We start from the raw sequence: 20,943 nt of genomic DNA on the forward strand, positions 1-20,943 counted from the left end.
CCGGACCTTCGTCGGACCGCAGTGAGCCGACAGAATGGACCCATGCGACCACTGCAGCAGACCATCAACGACGAGTTGCACGTGCAGCCCGAGATCGACCCGGCTCAGGAGATCGATCGGCGGGTGCAGTTCCTGGCCGATTACCTGACCCGCACCGGGTCGGCCGGGTACGTGCTCGGCATCTCCGGCGGCGTCGATTCCACCCTCGCCGGCCGGCTCGCCCAACTGGCTGTCGAGCGGGTGCGGGAGGCCGACGGGTCGGCGGTGTTCGTGGCGATGCGGCTGCCCTATCGGGTGCAGCACGATGAAGCCGATGCCGCCGATGCGATGAGGTTCGTGGCCGCTGATGAAGAGGTCACCTACAACGTCGGCCCGGCGGTGGATGCCTTCACCGAGGAATACGCGGCCAACGTCACCACGCCGCTGTCGGACTTCAACAAGGGCAACGTCAAGGCGCGAGTCCGGATGGTCGCCCAGTACGCGGTGGCCGGCGACCGGCGGCTGCTGGTGATCGGCACCGACCACGCGGCCGAATCGGTCACCGGTTTCTTCACCAAGTTCGGCGACGGGGGCGCCGACATCCTGCCCCTGGCCGGATTGAACAAGCGGCAGAACCGGCAACTGCTGCAACACCTGAACAGCCCGGAGCACCTCTGGGCGAAGGTGCCCACTGCCGATCTGCTCGATGAGAATGTCGGCCGCGCCGACGAGGACGAGTTGGGGCTGCGCTACGACGACATCGACGATTACCTCGAGGGCCGTGAGGTCGCCACCGAGGTGGCCGAGAAGATCGAGCAGGTCTACCTGCGGTCGCGGCACAAGCGCACCGTGCCGGTCACCCCGGCCGATTCCTGGTGGCGCGACTGAGCCGCTTTCCGGGCTCAACATGCCTGCTGCGCGCTCCGGCGCTCGCAGCGCCCTCTGATGCTTGCGCCGCACTCTCCAGTGCTCGCGCCGTGCCTTTAGTGCTTGCGCAGGGCCCGCTAGTGCTTGCGCAGTGCCTCGATGAGCTCGTCCTTGGTCATCGATGAGCGACCCTCTATCTCCAACTCGCGGGCCCGCTCGAGCAACTCGTCCTTGGTGCGGTCCTCATAGTCCTCGGCCTTACCGCCGCGCTCACCGACCCGGGATCGGGAACTGGCCGCCGCCGCATTGGCGATCCGAGCCGCTTTCTCCTTGCTGTTGCCCTCATCGCGCAGGGTTTCGTACAACTCGGGATCCTTCACCGAAGGCCCCGGATCCTCGCGCTTGTTGCCCTTGGGTGCCATACCTGCCTCCTTAGGTCCGGTATCCAGCCTAGGTCGGCCCCGGACGGCCCGGTTTCAGCGGGTCAGGCGCTGGTTGAACTCGAGCACATCGACCATCCAGATACTGAGTTGTTCGTCGGTGGCGACGGCCTCGGGGGCGACCCGAATCCAGGAGGGGCCCATCGAGCGGCCCTCACCCATCTCCGAGATGGAGGCTCCGGGACGGGCCAAGATCTCCTCCTGACGGTCACTGTCGACCCGGGCCAGCAGGCCACCATCCTTGTTGGCGCAGGCGGCGAGTTTGCCGTCGACCATGAAGCAATGGGCGCCGAACATCTTCTGCTCGGTCACCGCCCGGGTGGCCAGTGCCTCACGCAGGCGCTCGATGAGATCTGATTGCGGTTCGCTCACGCCCCCATCGTGCTGTCGCCGCACCTCGGGCGACAAGACCTGTCCCCGGAAAGCTGTGCCACGACCATGACCGAGCCCCCGGATTCAGACCAGCCCGAGGGTCTGCACCTGTCGCTCCACCATGGCGGCGAAGAGCGCATCGGCCGGGTCGGCGGTGCCGACGAAGTGGCCCGACAGTTCCAGGCTCACGACCCCGACCAGCGCCGACAGTTCGGCCAACACCGCCCCCATCGCCGACGGCTCGACCCCGAACTCCCCTGCGGGAGCATCCAGTTGATCGGCCAACTCGGCATCGGTGAAGTGCCTCTCGACCGAGCCCGACGCCGCGGATACGGCGGCGATGAAATACCCGGCGACCGCGCCGGCGGCCGGGACGGTTTCGGCGGGGGCGACGTAACCGGGTACCGGGGTGCCGTAGATCAGTTGATACTCATGGCGGTGCTCCAGCGCCCAGCCACGAAAGGCATGGGCCAACCTCCGCCAGCGCTCCCCCGGATCGTCCTCGGTGACCTCGCCCAGCACCTCGGCGAGGTGTTCGTAGCTCTCGATGATCATCGCGGTGAGCAGCGCCTCGCGGGTCGGGAAATAGCGATACACCGCCGAGGACACCAACCCGACCTCCCTGGCCACGGCTCGCATCGACAGTCCCCCACCGCCGTGTTCGGCGATCTCGGCTCGCGCGGCAGCCAGAATCTGCGCGGTCATGTCGGCCCGGGCCTGTTCTCGGATTCCCATCACACCACCTCCTATGACACCGGTGTCCCGATGGACCTGTGCTTGTTTCCGAGACCACTGTGCCACAACTCAGAGAGCACCGCTCTTGACACTCCGAGAGCACTGCTCTACGTTTTAACCAGAACAAAGAGCACTGCTCTCTAATCCAGGAGATCGAAATGACCATCACCCAGCCCCAGCCGAAGACCACCACCGCTCAGCACGACGACAAGAACCTCATCGCCCCCTTGGTGGGCACCGGCGCATTGATGGCCGTCTACCTGGTGACCCGCCCCTACGGGGATGCCGCCGGCGGCGACACCCTCGCGGCCGCCGAGGCCTTCGCCTCGACCCGGTGGGTGATCGCCCACGTGAGCGGGATGCTGGCGATCGCCTCCTTCGGCCGACTGGCGCTGCGACTGCACGACAATCTCGGCTTGTTCAGCACCCGCCTGGCACGCACCGCCACGCTGGCCGGCGCGGTGCTGGTGTTGCCCTACTACGGACTCGAGACCTTCGGCCTGCAAGCAGCAGGCCGCGCCGCACTCGCCGGCGACACCTCGGTACTGAATCTGGTCGGCGAGATGCGGGACCACCCGGCCGCGATGACGATGTTCGGCGTGGGCCTGCTGGCACTTGCTCTGGGCGGGGTCGGCATGGCCCTGGGCTGGCAGCGTGCTCGCGGCAACTGGGCCGCCTGGCCGCTGGCCGCCGTGATGGCGGGCGTACTGCCCCAGTTCTTCCTGCCGCCGACCGGCCGGATCACCTACGGCGTGGCCTGCGCTGCGGCCGCCGGCGTCTGGCTGGTGCGCGGCCTGATGAAGAGGCGCAACGCCGCCGGTGGGCAGTAATCAGAAAAGCCTGCTGAACCGCCCGAGAATCGGACGATCAGGAATGCCCCGGCTCGCAAAAAGCGATGGCCCGGGGCATTCTTCATTTACCCCGTTTCGGGTACGAACGAAACACCTTTTCGGGCCATAGTGGTGAATGGAACCGGTCTTCACCCATAGGGGTATTTCTGATCCGGGAGCCGAACCGTTCCCCGTTGTCAGCAGCGGATGAACCACCACCGGGGATTTCTGCCCACCGGGAACCCTTGCCCTCGAAGCGACAGATTCTATCGTGGACAACACCATTGTTCTCATGGTGCGGAAAATGACCGCCAACCCGAATTGAGGCACCTCGTTATGGACATCACCGACGTCAATCGTTTGCGCAGTGCAGTCGTCTACGCCCAAGGAGAGAAGGTGGGCTCGGTGCACGAGGTTTTCGTCGACGACGAGACCGACCGGCCGTCCTGGGCCACCGTCTCCACCGGCCTGTTCGGCACCAAGATGAGCTTCGTGCCGATCGACGACGCCCGCCTCGTCGACGACGACCGGCTCGAGGTCAGCACCGACAAGGACACCATCAAGGACGCCCCGCGCATCGATGTGGACGAACATCTCTCCCGTGACGAGGAGCGCCGCCTCTACGAGCACTACGGACGCTCGACCCGCTACACCGACCTGGAAACCCGCCGCGCCGACCGCACCGCGGCAGGTATGGGCCGGGACCGCACTGCCGAGGGCACCTACGACCTGGGCGCCGACACCCGCGAAGCCGACACCATGGGCACCCGCCCGCAGGTGACCGAAGACTTCGACCGGCCCCGTGAGCACGGCTTCGACGGCGACCGAATCGCCGAGGACGAAGCCCTGGATCGCGACCACCTGGAACGGGACGTCACCCCGGGCGACGACACGGTGCGGGCCCGCGGTGAGCACGGCACCGAGCGGGTCACCTCCGAGGAGGGCTACCTGCGGGTCTACCGTCCCCACGAGGACACCCAGCGCTGACCCTCGACCGAAGAACCACCAACGAATGTGGCCCGGCTCCCCTCGGGGAACCGGGCCACATCGCGTTGTGCGATCAGCCGGCCGTTTCGGGGTTGGCCGCCGAACCGTGGTTCAGCGCCTCCAGCAGTGCCCCGTTGAAAGCGGGCAGATCGTCGGGGTTGCGCGAGGTGATCAGGTTGCCGTCCACCACAACCCGCTCATCAACCACCTCGGCCCCGGCATTGCGCAGGTCGGTGCGCACGCTGGGATAGGCGGTCACCGTCCGTCCGCGCAGCACCTCGGCCTCGGCCAGCACCCAGGGGGCGTGGCAGATCGCGGCCACCGGCTTGCCCGATGCGACGAAGTCGGCGATGAACCGCACGGCATCGGCGTCGGTGCGCAGAGCGTCGGGGTTGGCCACCCCGCCCGGCAGCACCAGGGCGGCGTAGTCGTCGACCGAGGCCCCACCCACTTCGGCGTCCACCGGGTAGGTGTTCGACTTGTCGAGGTGGTTGTAGGCCTGTACCTCGCCGGCCTTCGGGCTCAACAACCGCGGGGTGTAGCCGGCGTCGCGCACCGCTTCCCACGGGTCGGTGAGTTCGATCTCCTCGATGCCCTCATGGGCAACCAGGAAGGCCACCTGCTGCGAGTCGTTCATGGTCGCCACCTCCCGGTGTCAGAGCCCCTGGTTCTCCGGACGGGGGTCGCCGCCGCCTTCACCCGGCTGATCGATCGACTGGGTGAACTCCTGGTCGGCCTGCGGGTAGCCGGTGCTCTGCTCGGCCTGCTGCGGGTCCGCCTGGGAGTAATCGGCGCTGGAACCGGGCTGTCCCACTCCGGGGTCCTGCTGTTGTTCGGACATGTCTCGTACCTCCTGGCCTGCTTGTTGGGCATGACCCCGCACGTCTTCGGCTGACGATTGGGCATGGTCACGCACGTCCTCAGCGTGGACCTTACCCTCGTCGGCCACGACCTGTGCCGAGTCGGTGGCCGATTCCTTGACCGTCTGCACCGCCTGCTGGGCCTGCGGCTTCAGGTTCTCGGCGGCCTGCTTGGCCGCGTCCTGGGCCTGATCCATCAGCGGCTGGGCGCGATCCTTCAGGTCAGCGGCCAACTCCTGCTCCTTGCGGGTGGTGGGCATCAGCCCACCGATCAGGGCGCCGATACCGAAGGCGATCAGACCGGCGGCCAGCGGGTTGCCCCGGGTGCGCTGCTTCAGTTGCCGCGGCGCATCCTGGACGGTGTCGCGGGCATCGGTGCCGAACTGCTGGACGCGGTCACCCACCGAGGGCTCGTGGCCGTAGGGCTGGTCGTAGGGGGCGTAGCGGTCGTCGTCGGCCGAACCGAAGATCCGCTCCTTGATGCCCTGGGCGCTCTCCTTGACGCCTTCGACCTGGCGCTTGACGACATTGCCGGGCTTGGCCTCGTCGGCCAGGGCGTTGACGTCCTGGCTGAGGTGTGCGCGGGTCTGTTCGATTTCTCGGCGGATGGCGTCGGGATCGTTGCTGGTCATCGGTTCTGTGCCTCCTCGCCCTTCAGGGCGTTCGGAATCTGGCTGACGGTTTCGGCGGTTCGAGGAGCACCCTCGACCTTGTTCAGCGACGACTTGCCCGCCAGTGCAAGAATCGCGGCGACGACGGCCCAGATGACCGCCACGATCAGGGCGGCCCAGCCGAAGCGGGGCTCGTCCGACCCGATCAGGTGGGCAATCCCCCACCAAATAGCGATCGAGAGGAAGACCAGCATCAGGTGCGCGGCCACCCCGGCCCCGGCGAACATGCCGGCACCCTTACCGGCGGCGGTGGCGCTCTCGCGCACCTCGGCCTTGGCCAGGGCAACTTCCTGGCGCATCAGGGTGGACAGGTTCGTGGTCAGGTCGGCGAAGATCTCCCCGATCGAGCGGTTGTCACCCTCGAGTTGGCGTTCGACCGAACGCCCTTCGGAAATCTCGTTGGGTTGATGGCTCATCAACGCTCACCCAGGCCTCGGAAGGGGTCCTCCCCCTCTTGCCGGTGCCCGGCACCGTCGTCGAAGAACTGGCCACCCGGCCCCGAACCCCAATCGCTCTGCTGGGGCTGCTGACCCATGGGCCCACCGACGGCCGGTGCCCCACCGTAGGACGGGCCGCCGTGCAGCCCGCCGGGTGCGGCGAAGCCCGGGTCGGTGTAGGCCGGGTCAACGGCGCGCTGGGACGGGTCGGGCTGGAAGCCCTGCCCGTACGGGGACTGGGGCGGCGCGTAGTCCGTCCCCAGCGAGCGCTGCCCCTGGGGCTGGGCGCGGCGGGCGTCCAGCGAGCGGTCGGGCGCGTCATCGTTGCCTTCGTCCCGCAGGCCGCGGACGAACCGGCCGACCAGCAGCCCGGCTCCGGCGGCGATCGCCAGGAAGGTCCAGGGGTTGCGGGCGGCGTAGCGGCGCACCTCATCGACCGCGTCGCGCGGTTCGTGGTTCTCCAGCCAACCGGCCAGCCCGCGACCACGATCGGCCAGTTCCTGGGCGGCCTGGGTGGCCAGGCCGTAGCGTTCGCTGCCCTGCACCATGCCGTCGAGTTCATCGACCACAGTGCGCAGTTGTTCGGCGGCCTGTCGTTGGCCGTGGCCCGCCTGGGTGTTGACTTCATTCAGTCCGTTGTCGACCAGACTGCGGAACTCGGCCCGGGCGTCCCGGGCCACTGACTTGGCTTCCCGGCCGGCGGTGCCGGCGACGTCCTGGGCGGCTGCGGCGGCGTGGTCCTTGACGTCGGCAGCTTCGGCGACGGCATGATCCTTCACCTCGCCCGCCTGGCGTGCGGCCTCTTCCTTGGCACCGCCCTGTTGGGAATAGTGGCTCATCGTGCAGAACTCCTGCCCTGCGCTCCCGCGCTGTCGGCTGCTGCGGGCTGGTCCCACCCACAGCGAGGATCGATTGCTGCTTCCACAGGCGCGGGGCGCATCGAAACCGCGCGTCGTCGACCTGTGGACGACCGGCTTGCACGTCGAAGCTACTGAGGGAGCTTCGCGCCACCACACACCCTTCGGGATGTTTCGACAAAGGGTTTTATCGATTTAGAGTCTGCAACTCATTTGACTGCATCCCAGGAGGATGTGTGCCTGCCATCCCATCACCCGAAGCCAGCCCACCCGACCGCGCCCCGGATCCGGTTCCGTGGGCGCAATGGCACCGTGCTCTGACCGACGAGACCCTGACCCACGAGGACGAGGCCCACGAGCCGTTCCCGTTCGAACTCGATCCCGAGGCCTCCTGGCTGGTGGTGGCCGCCCACCCCGATGACGAGGCGATCGGGGCGGGGCGGCTGATCGCCGATCATCCCGGGCCCATCAGTTGCCTGACCCTGTCGGCCGGTGAGGGCTGCTTCGGCCCGTCGGTCGACACCGACCGGGTCGCCCGCACCCGCTTGGACGAATGGGGCGCGGCCGCCAACGAACTGGGCATGATTCCGTTGGAGACCCGCCAATGGCCGGACGGGCGCCTGGCCGAGTTCGAGAACGCGCTGACCGAGCTGCTGATCGACGAGTTGGCCGACCACGATGTGCTGCTCGCCCCCTGGTGCCACGACCCCCACCCCGACCACGAGGCCGCCGGCCGGGCCGCGAGCCGGGCCGCCGAAGACCTCGGCATACCGCTGCTGGCCTACCCGGTGTGGACCACCTACTGGCTCACCCCGCAGCGGGTGCAGCAGCTCGGATCGCGCCTGGTCACCATCCCCACTTCGCTGGAGGCCGAGGCCACCCGGGACGCGGCCGTGAGGTGCCACCGATCCCAACTGGAGCCCCGTCCCCCGGCCACCCAGCCGGTGGTTCCCGAGGAGTTGCTGCGTCGCCACCCCACCCAACTGCTGGTGATCAATGCCTGATTTCGACCAGCTTTACCGCACCGACCCCGACCCCTTCCGAGTGGGATCGAGCTGGTACGAGCAACGCAAGATCGAGGTCGTGCTCGCCTGCCTGCCGAGGCAGCGGTACCGGCTGGGGTGGGATGCCGCCGCCGGCACCGGCCATCTGGCAGCCCGTCTGACCGAGCGCTGCGACCGGGTGATCGCCACCGATGCCTCGGCTTCGGCAGCCGCTCTCGGCGACCCTCGGTTCGCGGCGAGTTTTCGCTCCGCACTGCCCGCGTTACCACCCGAAGCCGGTGGGGCCGATCTGGTGGTGGTCTCCGAGGTGCTGTATTACCTGCCTGCCGGCGGTCGGGCCGCGACCCTGGTCATGTTGGCCGCGATGTCGGCCGACGTGGTCTGCGTCCAGTGGCGGCACCTGCCGCACGATGCGTACCTGTCGGGGGCCGAGGCCCAGGCCGAGTTCGAGGAAGCCCTGGCCGCGGCCGGGCACCAACAGTTGGTGCGCCACGACGAACCCGACTTCCTGTTGTCGATCCACCGGGCAGGACGCCGCTGATGCCGGATTGGTCGATCCCCGCAGCCCTACCACTGCCCGATGAGCTCCGCCGCCCCGACATCACCACCCAGCGTCGCGCGATGCGGTGGCTGGCCGGGGCGCACGGGTGGCGCGGCCTGCGCTGGCCCGAACTGGTCGATGCCCTGATCGCCCTGGGCCGTACCGACATTCCGCTCAGCCGGCTCGCCGAGGGGCACATCGATGCGCTGCGGATTCTCACCGAGGGCGGGCTCGCCCCCGTCCCCGATGCCCTCTACGGGGTCTGGGCCTCGCGTTCGGAGGGCACCGGTTTGACCTTCGAGCAGCGGGACGGGCGGTGGCACCTCACCGGCGAACTGCGCTTCGCCTCCGGAGCCGGGCTGCTCGATCGGGCCCTGGTCACCGCTTGGACCCCGGACGGTTCCCGGCACGTGTTGTTGGACTGCGAGGTGAAGCAGTGGAGCTTCGACGAGGGTGACTGGCGCACTCGGGCGATGGAACTTTCCCGCTCCCACCGGGTGCGGCTCGACCACCCGGTCGAGGCCCGCCAGGTGGACAGCGACAACTTCTATCTGCGCCGCTGGGGCTTCCACCCCGGTGGTATCGGGGTGGCCGCAGTGTGGACCGGATGCGCCGCCCGGGTGCTCGACCTGTTGGGCGAACGGGCCGGTTCGGGCGAGCAGCGGGTGGCGCGACTGGGCCGGGCCCGCACCGAGTTGGTGACCGCCGTGGCCCTGGTGCGGCAGGGTGCGCTCGCGGTGCAGCATCGTCCGGCCGATCCACGTCCGGTGGCGACCGGCTGCCGCGCCGGGGTGGCTGCGGCGATCCGCCGGTTGTTGGACGAGGTGCGCACCCTGGCGGGGCCGGCCGGGTTGGCCTTCGACGAGGAACTCACCCGGGCGGTCGACGATCTGGCCATGTTCGTGGCCCAGCAGGGCATCGACTCCGACGCCCATTACCTGGGTTCCCTGCCATGACCGCGAACGATGTGCTGGTGGTGATTCCGGCCCACAACGAGGAGCACGCGATCCGGCGCTGCGTGAGCCGGGTGCTGGCCGCGGTCGGGCAGGGACGGCGTGCCGGGCTGGTCGACCGGGCCACGGTCGTGGTGGTGCCACACCGGTGTTCGGATCGCACCGCGGAACTGGCAGCACTCGCCCTGGCCGGCCAACCGGTGACCGGGATCGTGGTACCCGATACCCGCTCTACCACCGTCGCCCAGGTGCGTCGGCGCGGGGTCGAGGCCGGTTGGACAGACGCGCAGGCCGGCACCGCCGAACGCACCTGGCTGTTCAACACCGATGCTGATTCCTGGGTTCCGTCGGACTGGATCACGGCCACCTTGACCACGATGCGCACCGACAACGCGGTGGCGGCCGCCGGACTGGTCGACGTGGTCGGGTGGCGGGCGTCCCGGGCGGCCCGGCGGGCCTATCGGGCCCTGATCCAGGAGGGCCTGCACGCCGGCGGACACGATCACGTGTACGGGGCGAACCTGGTCGTGCGGCTGGACGCCTACCTGGCCGTGGGCGGATTCCCGCACTGCGAGCACGGTGAGGATCACGCCCTGGTGGCCCGGCTGCGGGCGGCCGGATACCGGGTGGCGACCCCGCGGACACCGCGGGTGGCCACCTCGGGACGAACCGCCGGACGCTGCCCCGACGGCCTCGGCGCACTGCTGGGACGGTTGGCCTCCCACACCTGAGCGAGCGTCGGATCAGAACAAGTCAGGGCAGATCCGCCGCGGGTGCCTGCGGCCAATCCCTAAAGTCGGCGATCAGGTGCGGCAGGGCGAGCACCAGCAGGAACATCGCCGCCGGGATCAGCGCGAAGAAGCCGATCGTCAGGTAGCCGGCCGCACCCAGTACCCCGCCGACGAAGAACAGTCCGACGATCGCCAGGTGATGACGCAACTGCCGGGCGTTGGCCCGGACCGGCTCGGACCCGCGGCGGCGATTGAGGTAGACGAGCTTGCCCAGTTCGATGCCGATGTCGGTGATCATTCCGGTGACGTGGGTGGTGCGAATCTGGGCATCGGATGCCTTGGTGACGATCGCATTCTGCAGACCCATGGTGAAACACAGCACCGGGATGAACAGCCAGACCCGGTGCTGCCAGGTGACCTGATCGGCCAGCCCGCCGAAGACCAACACCATGGACGACTCCAGCACCAGCACACTGGAGAATTTGCTGCGCAGCCCGCGGCGGCGTCCCCAGTTGAACACCAGGGCGCAGGTCATCGCCCCGGCGATGAAACTCGCGATCGCGATCAGACCCATCCCCACCAGCCGGAAATCACCGAGGACGATGTGGTCGGCCACGATCGCGGTCAGCCCGGTCATGTGCGAGGCGTAGGTGGCGGTTGCCACGAAACCCACCGAGTTCAGCAGCCCGGCGTGCAGGGCGAGCAGATTGGCCAGGTGAAAGTTGCGTGCCGCGGTGCGTTCGGGGCCGGTGATCAGCCGGATCCGTCGCCACCAATTGCCCACCATGCGGGCAGGGTACCCACGAACCACCCGGTGGACGAGTCCGCGGCCGGTTCAGCCCCCACGCACCGGACGCGGGTCTCCCCCACGTCGAGCCAGTTCCGCCTCGGCCAGGTCCCGGCCGCCGACCTCCAGTGCGGCCAGCCGGGTCTCGTCTCGCCAGACGATGTTGTGGCCCCGGCGCACCGTCACCCGCAGTTCACCGACGAGGTGTTCCAGGTCGCCGGGGGTATTGCGGCGTTCCTCCACCAACGGCACGGGCAGTACGAAGGACTGGTCGGGATCGGCGAAGGCTTCGACATCGACCCGCCAGTTGCGGGATCGCCCGTGCAGTACCCACCGGCCCGGTTCGGCCTCGGTGTGCACCGGGGAGGTGACCGGATTACCCAACCGCAGCACCCGCCCGTCCGGTAGGGCGACGACCAGGGCGGTCACCTCGGTCGACAACCGCCTGCCCAGGACGGTCGGCCCGGCCGTGACCACCCCACCGGCGAAGGCCACCGCGGCGTCGCGGTCGGAGAAGCCCTGGGCCTGCCCCCACCACCAGGCATCGGGAAAGCCGCCGCGGCCCCAGTTCTTCTCCGCATAGACCTGCCAACCGTCGACCTCGGTCTGCACGCCGTCGACGGTCAGTGAGCCGTGGGCCCGTCCGCCGAGCAACCACGGGTGCCAGTACTGGTTCAACCCGGGAACGGTCTGGAAATAGCTCGATCCGCCGAAGCTGCGCTGCGGCCAGGGCCGCGGCCGGTCGACCCGGAAGTTCACCGCCGCGCCATCAAGGTCGAAGCGGACGTGGTCGCGGGTGGCCGCCACGTGATCGCCCACCCAGGCTCCCAGCGCACGTTCATCGGCACGGGCATCGGGCAGCTCTGCGGTGACCAACACCTGCTCGGGTTCGGTGGCGATGCCGACGGTGGCCCAGGCCGGGCCCTGCCGTGGGGTGTTGATGCCGACCAGGGCGATCACCACCCGTTCGTTGTCGGGGTCGGTCAGCCGCCAGAAGTAGCCCTCCATCGACACCCCGTGCCAGGGCAGTGGGTCGCCGTAGGGCAGATCGGCACCGGTCGACCGATAGGCCCCGATCAGGCGTCCCAGTACTCGTGCCGGGTGCAGGTTCGCCGCCAGGCCGGCGTTGGCGTCGCTCATACCGCAAGTCTGGTGCACAACGGCGCGCGAACGAAGACCCCAACGGGTGTGGAACGGGAAGGGCAGAAGGTCAGGGCCGTCGGACGCGCCTGCCGAAGCGGCGGCGAGCAAACCTCAGCGCGGGGTGCGAATCGCGCCGGGAATCTCCCGCGACGGACGCGGCAGCATGCCGTTCTCGATGCCCCACAGCACGGCCTGGCTGCGCCGCTGTACGCCCATCTTGCGGTAGGCCGAGCGGATGTAGGACTTCACCGAGTTGATGCTCAGGTAGCAGTGCCGGGCGATCTCGTCGTTGGTGATGCCCTGGGTGATCAACGCGACCACCTCGGCCTCCCGGGCGGTCAGACCGACCGAGCGTCCGGGCCAATCGGCGATCTCTATTTCGATCTCGGCCGGGGCGGGTTCGACCACCTGTTCCCCGGCATGGGCCCGGCACAATGCAGCGGCCAGGTCCTGGGCGTCCAGCGACTTGGAGAGGTATCCGTGAGCTCCCAGATCGAGGGCCTCGCGCACCTGCCCGTCGGCCACATTCCAGCTGTAGATCACCACTCGTCCACAGCGCGGGTCACGCACCAGCCGCGATACATCGGGGCTGATTCCCGACTTGGAAGCAAAGGCATCGAACAACACCACATCCACCGGACGGGCCGGATCGACCAGGGAATCGAGCTCCACCACACGCAAGCCGGGATACGGTTCGAGCATGCGAGCCACCCCCTCAACGATCACCGGGTAATCGTTCACCAGTGCCACCGAAATCGGGGAATGCTGCTCACTCACAGCCGTATCATACAGCGCTCAACCACATCAGAGTCGATTTATCTCCCAGCGGGACGCGGAGGCGGGCCCGTGCGGCGGGGGCGATTCTGTTCCGCAACCAGGAACGCTCACTCAGACCCCGGACGATTCATCGGACACTTATTGCATACGGGGTCGCAGCACCCAGTGTCTCCCCCGAAGCCAGACGCCGTCACCGGCGCCGATACAAAGGAGTACCGCATGGCCATTATGCGAATGGGCTACGCCCACGTCCGAGTGACCAACATGGCTGAGGCCCGTCAGCACTACACCGAGACCCTCGGGTTGGTCGAGACCCTGGAGCAGGACGGCAAGGTCTACTTCAAGGGCTGGGACGAACACGACCACCACTCGGTCGTCATCGAAGAAGGCGGCGTCGGCGTCGTCAAGTTCGGCTTCAAGGCCGAGACCGAAGAGGACATCGCCCGCGTCGAGAACGCCTGCCAGACCTTCGGTGTCACCACCGAGCGCATGTCGAAGGGCGACAACCCCGAGATCGGTGACGGCCTGCGCGTCTTCACCCCGTCCGACCACGTCTTCGAGGTCTACACCGAGGCCGGCTTCGTCGGCTCCGATGTCGGCTACGCCAACCCGGAGGCCTTCCCGCGCCACGTCCGCGGCATCGGCGCCCCGGCTCTGGACCACGCGCTGATCACCGCCGAGGACGCCTCGCTGATGGAGCGCTTCCTCAAGGACGCCTTCGGCTACTACACCACCGAGCAGGTCTGCACCTCGTTGGACGACGACGCCGAGAAGATCGCCGTCTGGATGACCAACAACAACCAGATCCACCAGCTCGCGGTGCTGTCGGGCCCGCAGGGCAAGCTGCACCACTTCGCCTTCCGGTTGGACAACTGGAACGACGTGGGCCGCGCCGCCGACCTGATGTCGATGGACGATGTGCCGATCGACGTCGGCCCGACCCGCCACGGCATCACCCGCGGCCAGACCGTGTACTTCTTCGATCCGTCCGGTAACCGCAATGAGGTCTTCGCCGGTGGCTACCTGGCCTTCCCGGATCGTCCGACCGTGACCTGGACCGCCGACCAGATCGGCAAGGGCATCTTCTACCACGCCCGTGAGCTCAACGAGCGCTTCACCTCGGTGCTCACCTGATTCCCGGACTCCAGCGGAGTCCATGACATTCGGCCCCACATCGCAACCCCGGTGTGGGGCCGAATCGTTGCACCGCCGTGGATGACCCATCCCGCGACCTCACCACCCTGCGAAAGGAAGCCATGTCCGACTACGTCCGCTCCCGCAATCACCTCACCCTGGACGGGGCCCGGATCGCCCTGGCCGCCGCCGCCAAGAAGAGCGCCGAGATGGGCCTCGCCGTGAACGTGGCGATCGCCGACACCGGTGGCCACCTGCTGGCCTTCGAGCGTCACGACGGCGCCTTCCCGATGTCGGCCCAGGTCGCCCAGGACAAGGCCTACTCGGTGGCCATCCTCGGCGGCGCCCCCACCCACCTGTTCTACGAGGCGATCAAGGACGACGCGGCCGTGCGCGAGGGCATCGTCCACCAGCACCGCCTGATCGCCTTCGGTGGTGGCCTGCCGATCATGATCGACGGTGAGTTCGTGGGCACGATCGGCGTCTCCGGTGGCACCGCCGAGGAGGACCGTCAGATCGCCGAAGCGGGTGCGGCCGCGCTGGCCTGAGCCCGCCCACGGATCGGCCCCCGGGAGCCGTTCCGACCATGACCCCTGCGACATCGGACGCGGGGGTCATTGCCTTATTCGTCCGCTTCTGGCAAGAATGATGAATCCGACCGATGGGGGTCGTTGACCAGAGGGCTTACATGAGCGAGACGCAGTCCAGGTCGTCCGAGGACGGCAGCGTATGGGTGACCACCACCCCGATGTCCAGCGAGGCCTCGGCCGATACCGAGGCGTTGAAATCGGTGGCGACCGCCCTCGACCTGCTGGAATGTTTCGCGGTGGACACCGAGTTGGGGGTCTCCGACATCTCCCGCCGGCTCGGGATCGCCAAGAGCACCGCGCACCGACTGTTGACCACCCTGGCCTCCCGGCGCATCATCGACCAGAACCACGAAACCGGTAAGTACCGTCTCGGCCTGCACCTTCTCGAACTCGGCATCCTGGTGCAGGGGCGCAACGAGATCCGTCATGCCGCCCTGCCGGTGATGATCGACATCTCGCGGCGCACCGGCTACACGGTGAACCTCTCGGTGCCCGACGGCCCCGATGTGGTGTTCATCGAACGCATCGAGATCGGCGGTGCCCGACAGTTGCTCTCCCATTACGGACGCCGCTACCCCGCCCACGTCACCAGTTCGGGCAAGGCGATCGCCGCCCACAACACCGCCTTCGACCGCGAGCGACGGGCCGCGGGCTTCCCGCCCCGGGCCAGCCGGACGATCCGCAGCGAGGCCGACTGGGTGCGCACCCTGAACGAGGTGCGCCGCCGGGGGTTCGCGGCCAGCAACAGCGAGTCCTTCGACCGCTTCTCCACCGTCGCGGTGCCCCTGCTGTCCCTGGACGGCACCGCCTTCGGGGCACTGTCGATGCTCGGGCCGACCGCCCAGTTCGACGGGGCCTTCGAGCGGCACGCCCGGATGCTCAGCGTCGCCGCCAAACGGGTGGTCTCGCTGATCCGCTGACCCGGGGGTGTCCCGCCTGATGGATCGTGTTCGCGCTTGCGGAACGAGCCCGAGGAGCGCCTTGCAGCGGCCCTAGATTGGGTCGTCATAGGTGGCAGCAACGGCTGCTGCACGCCCCCGGGAAGGATGGCCATGACCCAGAACACGTGGAACGTCGAATCCGTAGCGGCCGAGTTGCTGGCCTGTGAGGCCGAGCGGCGTGACCGCGTCCGCTTCACCGATGAGTGGCCCGAACTCGACGTCGACACCGGCTACCAGATTCAGGACCTGAACCTCGAGAAGCGCCTCGCCCGGGGCGAGAAGCTGATCGGCGTCAAGCTCGGCCTGACCAGCAAGGCCAAGCAGGAGCGGATGGGTGTCTACGCCCCCTTCGTCGCCTGGCTCACCGACGCCATGGTGCTGCCGCTGGGCGAGCCCGTCCCGCAGGACCGGCTGATCCACCCCCGGATCGAACCCGAGATCGTCTTCGTGATGAAGGACCGCCTGGAAGGCCCCGGGGTGACCTGCGAATCGGCGATGGCCGCGGTCGGCACCGTCTCGGCCGGCGCCGAGATCATCGACTCGCGTTACAAGGACTTCAAATTCCGCGCCGGTGACGTGATCGCCGACAACGCCTCCTCCGGTGCCTTCGCCGTGGGTGAGAAGAGCGTCGACGCCGCCGACATCGACGTGGTCGCCGAGGCCGTGCGGGTCGAGGTGGACGGCGAACTCGTCCACACCGCCACCGGCGCCGACGTCCAGGGCCATCCCGGTGAAGCCCTGGCCCTGGCCGCCAACGACCTGGCCCGACGCGGCCTGGCCATCGAGGCCGGCTGGATCGTGCTCACCGGTGGCATGAGCGACGCCGTCTTCGCCCCCGCCGGCAGCGAGGTCGCCTGCCGTTTCTCCACCCTGGGCGATGTCGTGATTCACGGCGGGGAGGCCTGAGCGTCATGCCGCTGGTCGAAGTCACCCTCACCGAGGGCCGCGCCCCCGAGAAGCTCCGCGCGATGATCACCGCGATCACCAACGCGGTGGCCACCTCGATCGATGCCCCGCAGCAGAACGTCCGCGTGATCATCCGCGAAGTTCCCGAGACCCACTTCGCCGCCGGCGATCAGACGATCGCCGAACGCAACGCCGCTGCCAACTCCTGAACCTTCTCTCTTCCGCACACCTCGCACAAAGGAACTCCCATGGCTGATCTCCCATTCTTCGGGCACATCATCAACGGCGAAGAAGTCGAGTCGCTGGACGGCGCCCGCTTCGACGTCGTCAACCCCTGGACCCAGGAAGTCTTCGCCCAGGCCGCCGAGGGCAAGGCCGAGGACGCCGACCGCGCCATCGCCGCCGCCCGCAAGGCCTTCGACGAGGGCCCGTGGCCCCGGATGGGCCGCGTCGAGCGCGCCAAGATGATCCACAAGCTCGCCGATCTGATGGAGGAGCGCGCCGACGAACTGGCGACCCTCGACTCCACCAACATGGCCAAGCCCTTCGCCCAGGCCAAGCACGACGTCGCCCGCTCGGTGCAGAACTTCCGTTTCTTCGCCGACCACCAGCGTGATGCGGTCGGTGAGGTCTACCCGATGGACTCGGGCCACCACACCTACTCCGAGTACGGCCCGGCCGGTGTGGTCGCGGCGATCTCGCCGTGGAACTTCCCGCTGATGATGGCCTCGTGGAAGATCGCCCCCGCGATCGCCTGGGGCAACACCGTGATCGCCAAGCCGTCGGAGGACACCCCCACCTCGGTGACCCTGCTCGGCCGGCTCGCGATCGAGGCCGGCTTCCCGCCCGGCGTGCTGAACATCCTGAACGGCCACGGTGTGCCGGCCGGCTCCTCGCTGACCGAGGACCCCCGTGTCGACCGGGTCACCTTCACCGGCGACTCCGGCACCGGCAAGATCATCATGTCCGCCGCCGCCTCCCACCTCGCCCCGGTGAGCCTGGAGCTCGGCGGTAAGGGCGCCAACATCGTCTTCGACGACGCCGACCTCGACAACGCCGTCTACTGGGCGGTGGAGGCGATCTTCCGCAACTCGGGTCAGATCTGCCTGGCCGGTTCGCGGCTGTTCGTCCAGGCCGGTATCTACGACGAGTTCATGAAGCGCTTCGTCGAAGCCGCCGAGGCGCTGACGATCGGTGATCCCTTCGACCCGAACACCAAGTTCTCCGCGTTGGCCTCGCAGAAGCACTTCAACAAGGTCAAGGGCTTCGTCGACGGGGTGCCCGCCGAAGGTGGCCGGATTCTCACCGGTGGTGTGGACGAGGAGGGCCGCTGGCTGGTCAAGCCGACCATCATCGTCGACCTGCCGCTGGATGCCTCGGCCTACTGCCGCGAGATCTTCGGTCCCGTCTGCGTGGTCAACAAGTTCGAGACCGAGGACGAGGTCGTTCATCTGGCCAACGACACCCGTTACGGCCTGAACGCGATGCTGTTCACCGAGAACCTGTCGAAGGCACACCGCGTCTCGTCCAATCTCAGGGCCGGCACCGTCTGGGTGAACTGCTTCTTCATCCGCGACCTGCGCACCCCCTTCGGCGGCGTGGGTGACTCCGGCGTGGGCCGCGAGGGCGGCAACTTCAGCCGGGAGTTCTTCACCGAGCCCAAGGCCGTGGTGATGCAGATCGACCGGGGCTGACCCGACGATCACGGTCGGCGGGCGGCGTAGAATTGTCCGCCGACCACAGGAGAATCATGTCCACCACCAACAGCGCGACCACCGGGTCGTCCGGACGCGATCAGCGCGGGGCGATCGACAAGGCGGTCGCGCTGTTGCGTGCCTTCGCCGACCAATCCGCCAGCGGTCTGGGAGTACGTGAACTTGCTCGGCTGACCGGCATGAGCAAGTCGACCGCCTTCCGGATCCTGGCGACCCTGGAGGCCAACGATCTGGTGGAACGGGCCGGCACCAAGTACCGGTTGGGCCCGCTGATCCAGGATCTGCAGGCCCCCGATGCCACCCCCGAGGTGGCCGCCGCCCGGGATGCGCTGACCCCCTACCTGGCGCATCTGTACGAACGCACCCGCTCCACGGTGCACCTGGCGATTCTGCGCGGCACCGAAGTGTCGTACCTGAACAAGCTGCACGGCCTGCACCAGGTGATCAGCGCCTCGCGGGTGGGTGGCCGGGTGCCGTCGTATTGCACCGCGGTGGGCAAGGCCCTGTTGGCCTGGCATCCGGAGGTGGCCGCCGAGGTGATGGCCGGGGAGATGCCGGCCTGGACGGCGAACACCATCACCGACCCGATCGACCTGCGTGCCGAACTGGCCACGATTCGCGATACCGGGATCGCCCACGACCGGGCCGAGATCACCGAGGGTTTGTACTGTGTCGCCGCCCCGGTGCTGGCCGGCGGTACCGCGGTCGCGGCCCTGTCGATCTCGGGACTACCCGAGTCGGGCCCCACCGAACAACAGTTGGACGCGCTGACCCGGGTTTGTCGCAGCGCCGGACGCGCCTACCAGGCCCGCTGGCGCGAACGCCGCTGACGCCCGTCCCCCGCGTACAGCGCAGAGCCTGTCTCCGCCCCCTCGCGCACCCCTGCGGCCCTCGTCCGGCCCTCTTTTTCGTAGATGCAACCCGCACTCGTTCCTGCGTCACATAGTTGGCCACGCAGGAACGAGTACGGGTTGCAGGTGCGGGATTACGGGACTTGGGTCGGGGGCACCAGATCGGCCGGACGAGGACGCAGCGCGGTGACGTCGATCTCGATGATGCACGGCCCACCCCGTTTCAGCGCCTTCTTCAGCGCCTTGTCGAAGGCCTCCGCGCTGTCGACCGGGCGATGATCGATACCGAGAGACCCGGCCAGTCCGGCGAAGTCGGGGTTGGTCAGGTCGACCGCGCGCTTTTTCGCACCCCGGGCGGTCTGCATATTGCGCAGTACCCCGTACCCGCCGTCGTTGAACAGCACCACCACCACATCAGGACGCTCCGCGGCCAGCACCGCGAGCTCCCCCAGGTGCACCATCAGGCCACCGTCGCCGATCATCGCCAGCACCGGCACGTCCGGACGGGCGACCGCGGCCCCGATCGCGGTGGCCAGGCCCTGCCCGATGCCACCGCCGGTGGCGTAGAGGTTGTCGGTCGGGTCGTGGATCGGCAACAGCCGGTTGCCCCAGGAACTGCCCGGAATGCTGACATCGCGCACCACCGGGGCACGCCGCGGCAGCCGCTTGCGCATCGCATCGCAGATCTGGGCGTAGGCGCCGATGTCCTTGCGGTGTTCGGCCCGCACCGCCTTGGCCGCCTGCTTCACGCGAGCGGCCCAGTCCTCGTCGGTGGCCACCTCGGTCAACCCGTCCAGCAGTGCCGGGACGGTCGCACGGGTGTCGGCCTGCAGACCCACCTCGATCGGAAAGTTGCGGCCCAAGGCATCGGCTTCCAGATCGATCTGGACGTGATTCTCGGGCAGCGGCAGCTCGAAGTTGCGGGTCTCGTTGGCGCGCAGGTGGCTGCCGATGGTGAGCAGGCAGTCGGCGTCGGTGAGCAGGTCGGTCAGGGCCTCATCGGCGGCGAAGTTGCCGATACACAGCGGGTGGTCCTCGGCGATCGAGCCGCGTCCGTTGGCCCCGGTCAGCACCCCGGCCCCCCAGCGTTCGGCCAGTTCCACCAGGGCCGGCCCGACCCGCCGGGCACCGCCGCCGGCCCAGATCAGCGGACGACGGGCAGCAGCCATCACCTCGATGGCGCCTTCCAGGTCTCGTCGGCTCGGTGGCCGTTGCCGTGCCTCGCGATCATCAACCTTGTTCTGCTCGTCCGGGTCGGCCAGGTATTGCAGATCGATCGGCCAGTCGACGCTGACCGGGCCCATCGGAGCGGTGGCCAGCAGCCGCACCGCATCGGTCAGCACCGCGCGGGGCTGGCGGGCGGTGGTGATCCGCAGCGCGTGCTGCGATACCGCCGACAGCATCGCCAACTGACGGGGCACCTCGTGGTAGGCGCCCTTGCCCTCACCGATCAGGTCGACGTTGATGTTGCCGGTGACGTGCAGTACCGGGCTCTGGGCGGTGAGTGCCTCGAGCATCGCCCCGGCGGCATTTCCCGCGCCCGTGCCGGTCGAGGTGATCGCGACGCCGATGCCGCCACTGGCTCGGGCGTAGCCGTCGGCGGCGTTGATCGCGGCGGCCTCGTGGCGCACCGGCACGAACCGCAGTTCGCGGTCGACCGCTTCCACCAGCGGCAGGTTGTGGATGCTGATCACCCCGAAGGCGACCTCCACCCCCGCGGCGCGCATCACCTCCACCAGCACGTCCCCGCCGGTGCGTGCGTCGGGGGTCAGGTCGGCCACCGCGATCCGGTGGGCCTCGGTGGTGATCGCGTGCTTCTTGGTCTTCTTCGGCAT

The 20,943-nt window shown here is 68.4% G+C and carries 25 protein-coding genes; 14 read left to right on the top strand and 11 right to left on the bottom strand.

The window, feature by feature from the left end; genetic code table 11:
• The first annotated feature begins 42 nt into the window (after positions 1 to 42).
• Positions 43 to 867 carry an NAD(+) synthase gene (gene nadE / locus ACR4XW_RS14945; RefSeq protein WP_434761364.1) on the top strand — a complete coding sequence of 275 codons (825 nt, stop codon included), beginning with the start codon at positions 43 to 45 and terminating at the stop codon, positions 865 to 867.
• 116 nt (positions 868 to 983) lie between these two features.
• On the opposite strand, the gene ACR4XW_RS14950 is transcribed toward nadE, so the two are convergent.
• The 3 genes from ACR4XW_RS14950 to ACR4XW_RS14960 form a co-directional block, all read right to left on the bottom strand.
• Entirely contained in the window at positions 984 to 1,268 is a 285-nt protein-coding gene (locus ACR4XW_RS14950) for a DUF7218 family protein (RefSeq protein ID WP_434761365.1), read from the bottom strand.
• A gap of 54 nt (positions 1,269 to 1,322) precedes the next feature.
• Complete coding sequence (locus ACR4XW_RS14955; RefSeq protein ID WP_434761366.1) at positions 1,323 to 1,658, bottom strand: TfoX/Sxy family protein; 336 nt, start codon at positions 1,656 to 1,658, stop codon at positions 1,323 to 1,325.
• A gap of 84 nt (positions 1,659 to 1,742) precedes the next feature.
• Positions 1,743 to 2,393 carry a TetR/AcrR family transcriptional regulator gene (locus ACR4XW_RS14960; protein ID WP_434761367.1) on the bottom strand — a complete coding sequence of 217 codons (651 nt, stop codon included), beginning with the start codon at positions 2,391 to 2,393 and terminating at the stop codon, positions 1,743 to 1,745.
• A gap of 158 nt (positions 2,394 to 2,551) precedes the next feature.
• Here ACR4XW_RS14960 and ACR4XW_RS14965 point away from each other — a divergent pair, with 158 nt between their 5' ends.
• Positions 2,552 to 3,223: a hypothetical protein gene (locus tag ACR4XW_RS14965; protein ID WP_434761368.1), complete on the top strand. Its 672-nt coding sequence runs from the start codon at positions 2,552 to 2,554 to the stop codon at positions 3,221 to 3,223.
• A 336-nt stretch (positions 3,224 to 3,559) separates the two neighbouring features.
• Complete coding sequence (locus ACR4XW_RS14970; RefSeq protein WP_434761369.1) at positions 3,560 to 4,210, top strand: PRC-barrel domain-containing protein; 651 nt, start codon at positions 3,560 to 3,562, stop codon at positions 4,208 to 4,210.
• 73 nt (positions 4,211 to 4,283) lie between these two features.
• Here the strand turns inward: ACR4XW_RS14970 and ACR4XW_RS14975 are convergent, their stop codons facing one another.
• From ACR4XW_RS14975 to ACR4XW_RS14990, 4 genes are read right to left on the bottom strand one after another with little or no spacing between them, the layout of a single operon-like run.
• Entirely contained in the window at positions 4,284 to 4,847 is a 564-nt protein-coding gene (locus tag ACR4XW_RS14975; protein ID WP_434761370.1) for a type 1 glutamine amidotransferase domain-containing protein, read from the bottom strand.
• Between the two features lie 18 nt (positions 4,848 to 4,865).
• The gene (locus tag ACR4XW_RS14980; protein WP_434761371.1) at positions 4,866 to 5,702 is read right to left on the bottom strand and encodes a DUF3618 domain-containing protein; all 837 of its coding nucleotides are present in this window, start codon (positions 5,700 to 5,702) and stop codon (positions 4,866 to 4,868) included.
• Positions 5,699 to 6,157 (bottom strand): phage holin family protein, encoded by a 459-nt coding sequence (locus ACR4XW_RS14985; RefSeq protein ID WP_434761372.1) that lies wholly within the window; start codon positions 6,155 to 6,157, stop codon positions 5,699 to 5,701. Before ACR4XW_RS14985 ends, ACR4XW_RS14980 begins: the two co-directional genes overlap by 4 nt.
• A complete protein-coding gene (locus ACR4XW_RS14990) occupies positions 6,157 to 7,017 on the bottom strand; it encodes a hypothetical protein (protein WP_434761373.1) in 861 nt (286 codons plus the stop codon). The genes ACR4XW_RS14985 and ACR4XW_RS14990 overlap by 1 nt, the downstream gene beginning before the upstream one ends.
• Positions 7,018 to 7,271: 254 nt before the next feature.
• Here ACR4XW_RS14990 and ACR4XW_RS14995 point away from each other — a divergent pair, with 254 nt between their 5' ends.
• From ACR4XW_RS14995 to ACR4XW_RS15010, 4 genes are read left to right on the top strand one after another with little or no spacing between them, the layout of a single operon-like run.
• Entirely contained in the window at positions 7,272 to 8,039 is a 768-nt protein-coding gene (locus tag ACR4XW_RS14995) for a PIG-L deacetylase family protein (RefSeq protein ID WP_434761374.1), read from the top strand.
• Complete coding sequence (locus ACR4XW_RS15000; RefSeq protein WP_434761375.1) at positions 8,032 to 8,580, top strand: class I SAM-dependent methyltransferase; 549 nt, start codon at positions 8,032 to 8,034, stop codon at positions 8,578 to 8,580. The genes ACR4XW_RS14995 and ACR4XW_RS15000 overlap by 8 nt, the downstream gene beginning before the upstream one ends.
• Positions 8,580 to 9,536, top strand: a complete 957-nt coding sequence (locus ACR4XW_RS15005) for an acyl-CoA dehydrogenase family protein (RefSeq protein ID WP_434761376.1) — start codon at positions 8,580 to 8,582, stop codon at positions 9,534 to 9,536. The genes ACR4XW_RS15000 and ACR4XW_RS15005 overlap by 1 nt, the downstream gene beginning before the upstream one ends.
• Positions 9,533 to 10,264 carry a glycosyltransferase family 2 protein gene (locus tag ACR4XW_RS15010; RefSeq protein ID WP_434761377.1) on the top strand — a complete coding sequence of 244 codons (732 nt, stop codon included), beginning with the start codon at positions 9,533 to 9,535 and terminating at the stop codon, positions 10,262 to 10,264. The genes ACR4XW_RS15005 and ACR4XW_RS15010 overlap by 4 nt, the downstream gene beginning before the upstream one ends.
• Before the next feature lie 22 nt (positions 10,265 to 10,286).
• Here ACR4XW_RS15010 and ACR4XW_RS15015 read toward each other — a convergent pair whose 3' ends face one another.
• The 3 genes from ACR4XW_RS15015 to ACR4XW_RS15025 form a co-directional block, all read right to left on the bottom strand.
• Entirely contained in the window at positions 10,287 to 11,051 is a 765-nt protein-coding gene (locus ACR4XW_RS15015) for a YoaK family protein (protein ID WP_434761378.1), read from the bottom strand.
• Between the two features lie 48 nt (positions 11,052 to 11,099).
• Positions 11,100 to 12,191 (bottom strand): tocopherol cyclase family protein, encoded by a 1,092-nt coding sequence (locus ACR4XW_RS15020; protein ID WP_434761379.1) that lies wholly within the window; start codon positions 12,189 to 12,191, stop codon positions 11,100 to 11,102.
• Positions 12,192 to 12,305: 114 nt separating this feature from the next.
• Entirely contained in the window at positions 12,306 to 12,971 is a 666-nt protein-coding gene (locus tag ACR4XW_RS15025) for a LuxR C-terminal-related transcriptional regulator (protein ID WP_434761380.1), read from the bottom strand.
• A gap of 219 nt (positions 12,972 to 13,190) precedes the next feature.
• Here ACR4XW_RS15025 and ACR4XW_RS15030 point away from each other — a divergent pair, with 219 nt between their 5' ends.
• From ACR4XW_RS15030 to ACR4XW_RS15060, 7 genes are all read left to right on the top strand, one after another.
• Positions 13,191 to 14,105 carry a catechol 2,3-dioxygenase gene (locus ACR4XW_RS15030; RefSeq protein ID WP_434761381.1) on the top strand — a complete coding sequence of 305 codons (915 nt, stop codon included), beginning with the start codon at positions 13,191 to 13,193 and terminating at the stop codon, positions 14,103 to 14,105.
• A 122-nt stretch (positions 14,106 to 14,227) separates the two neighbouring features.
• Entirely contained in the window at positions 14,228 to 14,653 is a 426-nt protein-coding gene (locus ACR4XW_RS15035; RefSeq protein WP_434761382.1) for a GlcG/HbpS family heme-binding protein, read from the top strand.
• 140 nt (positions 14,654 to 14,793) lie between these two features.
• A complete protein-coding gene (locus ACR4XW_RS15040) occupies positions 14,794 to 15,615 on the top strand; it encodes an IclR family transcriptional regulator (protein WP_434761383.1) in 822 nt (273 codons plus the stop codon).
• Between the two features lie 132 nt (positions 15,616 to 15,747).
• On the top strand, positions 15,748 to 16,542 hold the full coding sequence (locus ACR4XW_RS15045) for a 2-keto-4-pentenoate hydratase (protein WP_434761384.1): 795 nt from the start codon (positions 15,748 to 15,750) through the stop codon (positions 16,540 to 16,542).
• Positions 16,543 to 16,547: 5 nt separating this feature from the next.
• Complete coding sequence (locus ACR4XW_RS15050; RefSeq protein WP_434761385.1) at positions 16,548 to 16,751, top strand: tautomerase family protein; 204 nt, start codon at positions 16,548 to 16,550, stop codon at positions 16,749 to 16,751.
• Positions 16,752 to 16,790: 39 nt separating this feature from the next.
• The gene (locus tag ACR4XW_RS15055) at positions 16,791 to 18,236 is read left to right on the top strand and encodes an aldehyde dehydrogenase (RefSeq protein ID WP_434761386.1); all 1,446 of its coding nucleotides are present in this window, start codon (positions 16,791 to 16,793) and stop codon (positions 18,234 to 18,236) included.
• Positions 18,237 to 18,292: 56 nt separating this feature from the next.
• Positions 18,293 to 19,087: an IclR family transcriptional regulator gene (locus tag ACR4XW_RS15060; RefSeq protein ID WP_434761387.1), complete on the top strand. Its 795-nt coding sequence runs from the start codon at positions 18,293 to 18,295 to the stop codon at positions 19,085 to 19,087.
• A 155-nt stretch (positions 19,088 to 19,242) separates the two neighbouring features.
• Here ACR4XW_RS15060 and ACR4XW_RS15065 read toward each other — a convergent pair whose 3' ends face one another.
• A complete protein-coding gene (locus ACR4XW_RS15065; RefSeq protein ID WP_434761388.1) occupies positions 19,243 to 20,943 on the bottom strand; it encodes a thiamine pyrophosphate-binding protein in 1,701 nt (566 codons plus the stop codon).

The sequence above is a fragment of the Pseudenemella bisphenolivorans genome (assembly GCF_051133435.1).
In the GTDB taxonomy this organism is placed as follows: Bacteria; Actinomycetota; Actinomycetes; order Propionibacteriales; family Propionibacteriaceae; genus JAAYAO01.

Coding starts and splice junctions, on each gene's coding strand:
- ACR4XW_RS14990 (WP_434761373.1), bottom strand. CDS start 7,017: ATGAGCCACTATTCCCAACAGGGCGGTGCCAAGGAAGAGGCCGCACGC.
- ACR4XW_RS15050 (WP_434761385.1), top strand. CDS start 16,548: ATGCCGCTGGTCGAAGTCACCCTCACCGAGGGCCGCGCCCCCGAGAAG.
- ACR4XW_RS15040 (WP_434761383.1), top strand. CDS start 14,794: ATGAGCGAGACGCAGTCCAGGTCGTCCGAGGACGGCAGCGTATGGGTG.
- ACR4XW_RS14950 (WP_434761365.1), bottom strand. CDS start 1,268: ATGGCACCCAAGGGCAACAAGCGCGAGGATCCGGGGCCTTCGGTGAAG.
- ACR4XW_RS15045 (WP_434761384.1), top strand. CDS start 15,748: ATGACCCAGAACACGTGGAACGTCGAATCCGTAGCGGCCGAGTTGCTG.
- ACR4XW_RS14965 (WP_434761368.1), top strand. CDS start 2,552: ATGACCATCACCCAGCCCCAGCCGAAGACCACCACCGCTCAGCACGAC.
- ACR4XW_RS14960 (WP_434761367.1), bottom strand. CDS start 2,393: ATGGGAATCCGAGAACAGGCCCGGGCCGACATGACCGCGCAGATTCTG.
- ACR4XW_RS15030 (WP_434761381.1), top strand. CDS start 13,191: ATGGCCATTATGCGAATGGGCTACGCCCACGTCCGAGTGACCAACATG.
- ACR4XW_RS15060 (WP_434761387.1), top strand. CDS start 18,293: ATGTCCACCACCAACAGCGCGACCACCGGGTCGTCCGGACGCGATCAG.
- ACR4XW_RS15015 (WP_434761378.1), bottom strand. CDS start 11,051: ATGGTGGGCAATTGGTGGCGACGGATCCGGCTGATCACCGGCCCCGAA.
- ACR4XW_RS15005 (WP_434761376.1), top strand. CDS start 8,580: ATGCCGGATTGGTCGATCCCCGCAGCCCTACCACTGCCCGATGAGCTC.
- ACR4XW_RS15000 (WP_434761375.1), top strand. CDS start 8,032: ATGCCTGATTTCGACCAGCTTTACCGCACCGACCCCGACCCCTTCCGA.
- ACR4XW_RS14970 (WP_434761369.1), top strand. CDS start 3,560: ATGGACATCACCGACGTCAATCGTTTGCGCAGTGCAGTCGTCTACGCC.
- ACR4XW_RS14975 (WP_434761370.1), bottom strand. CDS start 4,847: ATGAACGACTCGCAGCAGGTGGCCTTCCTGGTTGCCCATGAGGGCATC.
- nadE (WP_434761364.1), top strand. CDS start 43: ATGCGACCACTGCAGCAGACCATCAACGACGAGTTGCACGTGCAGCCC.
- ACR4XW_RS15010 (WP_434761377.1), top strand. CDS start 9,533: ATGACCGCGAACGATGTGCTGGTGGTGATTCCGGCCCACAACGAGGAG.
- ACR4XW_RS14985 (WP_434761372.1), bottom strand. CDS start 6,157: ATGAGCCATCAACCCAACGAGATTTCCGAAGGGCGTTCGGTCGAACGC.
- ACR4XW_RS15065 (WP_434761388.1), bottom strand. CDS start 20,943: ATGCCGAAGAAGACCAAGAAGCACGCGATCACCACCGAGGCCCACCGG.
- ACR4XW_RS15020 (WP_434761379.1), bottom strand. CDS start 12,191: ATGAGCGACGCCAACGCCGGCCTGGCGGCGAACCTGCACCCGGCACGA.
- ACR4XW_RS15055 (WP_434761386.1), top strand. CDS start 16,791: ATGGCTGATCTCCCATTCTTCGGGCACATCATCAACGGCGAAGAAGTC.
- ACR4XW_RS14980 (WP_434761371.1), bottom strand. CDS start 5,702: ATGACCAGCAACGATCCCGACGCCATCCGCCGAGAAATCGAACAGACC.
- ACR4XW_RS15035 (WP_434761382.1), top strand. CDS start 14,228: ATGTCCGACTACGTCCGCTCCCGCAATCACCTCACCCTGGACGGGGCC.